The organism is Streptomyces phytophilus, from assembly GCF_013870535.1.
Lineage (GTDB): Bacteria > Actinomycetota > Actinomycetes > Streptomycetales > Streptomycetaceae > Streptomyces > Streptomyces phytophilus.
On record NZ_JACBXC010001219.1, the window covers coordinates 1 to 1,780 of the forward strand.

A 1,780-nucleotide genomic window follows, 5' to 3' on the forward strand; every position below is an offset into this window, starting at 1 on the left:
GACGGGCGTCAGCTCGCCGCGGGCGAGCGCGCGGATCCGCTCGGCGGGCGGAACCCACCGGGCGTTCGCACCGGCCGCGGCGTTCATTTCGGACATGACCGGGAGCCTACGGGCTGCCGACGCCATGTTCGAGTGGGCAACCACAGCCTGTGGACAACTGTCCGTATGTGGATAACTCCGACCGCGCCGACCCCCGGAACCGGCCCGTCCGCGCCCCGCCGAAACCCCGCCGGAACCCGGCGGAACCCGCCGGAACGCCACGTGAACCCCGGGCCGTACCCCACCGGAGCCCCGGCCGAGAGCGCTCCTCCCGGCCGGACACCCCCACGGCAGCCGCGCCCGCTGCTCGCCCGGCTCCGCTACTCGCCCAGCTCCGCCTGGAACTCGATCTCCACCGGCGCGTCCAGGGGCAGCACCGCCACCCCCACCGCACTCCGCGCGTGCACACCCGCGTCGCCCAGCACCTCGCCGAGCAGCTCGCTCGCCCCGTTGACCACGCCCGGCTGCGCCGTGAAGTCCGGCGCCGAGGCGACGAAGCCGACGACCTTCACGACCCGTACGACCCGGTCCAGGTCTCCGGCGACCGACTTGATCGCCGCCAGCCCGTTCAGCGCACACCGCGCCGCCAGCTCCTTGGCCTCCTCCGGCGTGACCTCCGCCCCGACCTTCCCGGTCAGCGGCAGCGTGCCGTCGACCATCGGGAGCTGCCCGGCGGTGAACACGTACCGCCCGCTGCGCACCGCGGGCACGTACGACGCCAGCGGCGGCACGACCTCGGGCAGGCTGAGCCCCAGCTCCGCGAGCTTCGCCTCGACCCGCCCCGCCATCAGCCCTTTTCCCGCTTCAGATACGCCACGAGCTGCTCCGGGTTCGGCCCCGGCACGACCTGGACCAGCTCCCAGCCGTCCTCGCCCCACTGGTCCAGGATCTGCTTGGTGGCGTGTACGAGCAGCGGCACGGTCGCGTATTCCCACTTCGTCATGGGCCAGACTGTAGCCCGCCGCGACCGGGCCCCGCTCGGGGCCGTCGGGCGGAGGCGGTCTGCTGAGTCGCGCGCCGAGGAATTAGGCTCGCTGACATGAGCGGGCTCCAAAGGCTGCACGTGGTGACCGGCAAGGGCGGGACCGGCAAGACGACCGTCGCCGCCGCCTTGGCGCTGGCTCTGGCCGCGGACGGCAGACGCACACTGCTCGTCGAGGTGGAAGGGCGCCAGGGCATCGCCCAGCTCTTCGAGACCGAGCCGCTGCCGTACGAGGAGCGGCGTATCGCCTCGGCACCCGGCGGCGGCGACGTGTACGCGCTCGCCATCGACGCCGAGCAGGCCCTGCTGGACTACCTGCAGATGTTCTACCGGATGGGCAGCGCCGGACGCGCCCTGCGCCGCCTCGGCGCCATCGACTTCGTCACCACCATCGCCCCCGGCCTGCGCGACGTCCTGCTCACCGGCAAGGCGTGCGAGGCGGCCCGCCGCCAGGACAAGCACGGGCGGCACGTGTACGACGCGGTCGTCATGGACGCCCCGCCGACCGGCCGCATCACCCGCTTCCTGGGCGTCAACGCCGAGGTCGCCGGGCTGGCCAAGGCCGGGCCCATCCACAACCACGCGCGGTCCGTGATGCGGGTGCTGACCTCGGCCCGTACCGCCGTGCACCTCGTCACCCTCCTTGAGGACATGCCCGTGCAGGAGACCGTCGACGGCGTCGCCGAGCTGCGCGAGGCCGGGCTCCAGGTCGGCGCCGCGGTGGTCAACATGGTGCGCCCGGCCCTCATGGACGAGGCG

General features: G+C 73.4%; 3 protein-coding genes. 1 reads left to right on the forward strand and 2 read right to left on the reverse strand.

Translation table 11 applies throughout. The features are described from left to right. Positions 1–359 precede the first annotated feature (359 nt). Together H5J30_RS30950 and sp36 are read right to left on the reverse strand one after the other, a co-directional pair. Positions 360–827, reverse strand: a complete 468-nt coding sequence (locus H5J30_RS30950; protein ID WP_181790810.1) for a RidA family protein — start codon at positions 825–827, stop codon at positions 360–362. Continuing rightward, complete coding sequence (sp36, locus tag H5J30_RS30955; protein ID WP_181790812.1) at positions 827–982, reverse strand: Sp36 family protein; 156 nt, start codon at positions 980–982, stop codon at positions 827–829. Before sp36 ends, H5J30_RS30950 begins: the two co-directional genes overlap by 1 nt. 96 nt (positions 983–1,078) lie before the next feature. On the opposite strand from sp36, the gene bagA reads away from it, so the two are divergent. Beyond that, positions 1,079–1,780: ATPase BagA (gene bagA / locus H5J30_RS30960; RefSeq protein WP_181790813.1), on the forward strand; the 702-nt coding region annotated here is incomplete at its 3' end.

Coding starts and splice junctions, on each gene's coding strand:
- H5J30_RS30950 (WP_181790810.1), bottom strand. CDS start 827: ATGGCGGGGCGGGTCGAGGCGAAGCTCGCGGAGCTGGGGCTCAGCCTG.
- sp36 (WP_181790812.1), bottom strand. CDS start 982: ATGACGAAGTGGGAATACGCGACCGTGCCGCTGCTCGTACACGCCACC.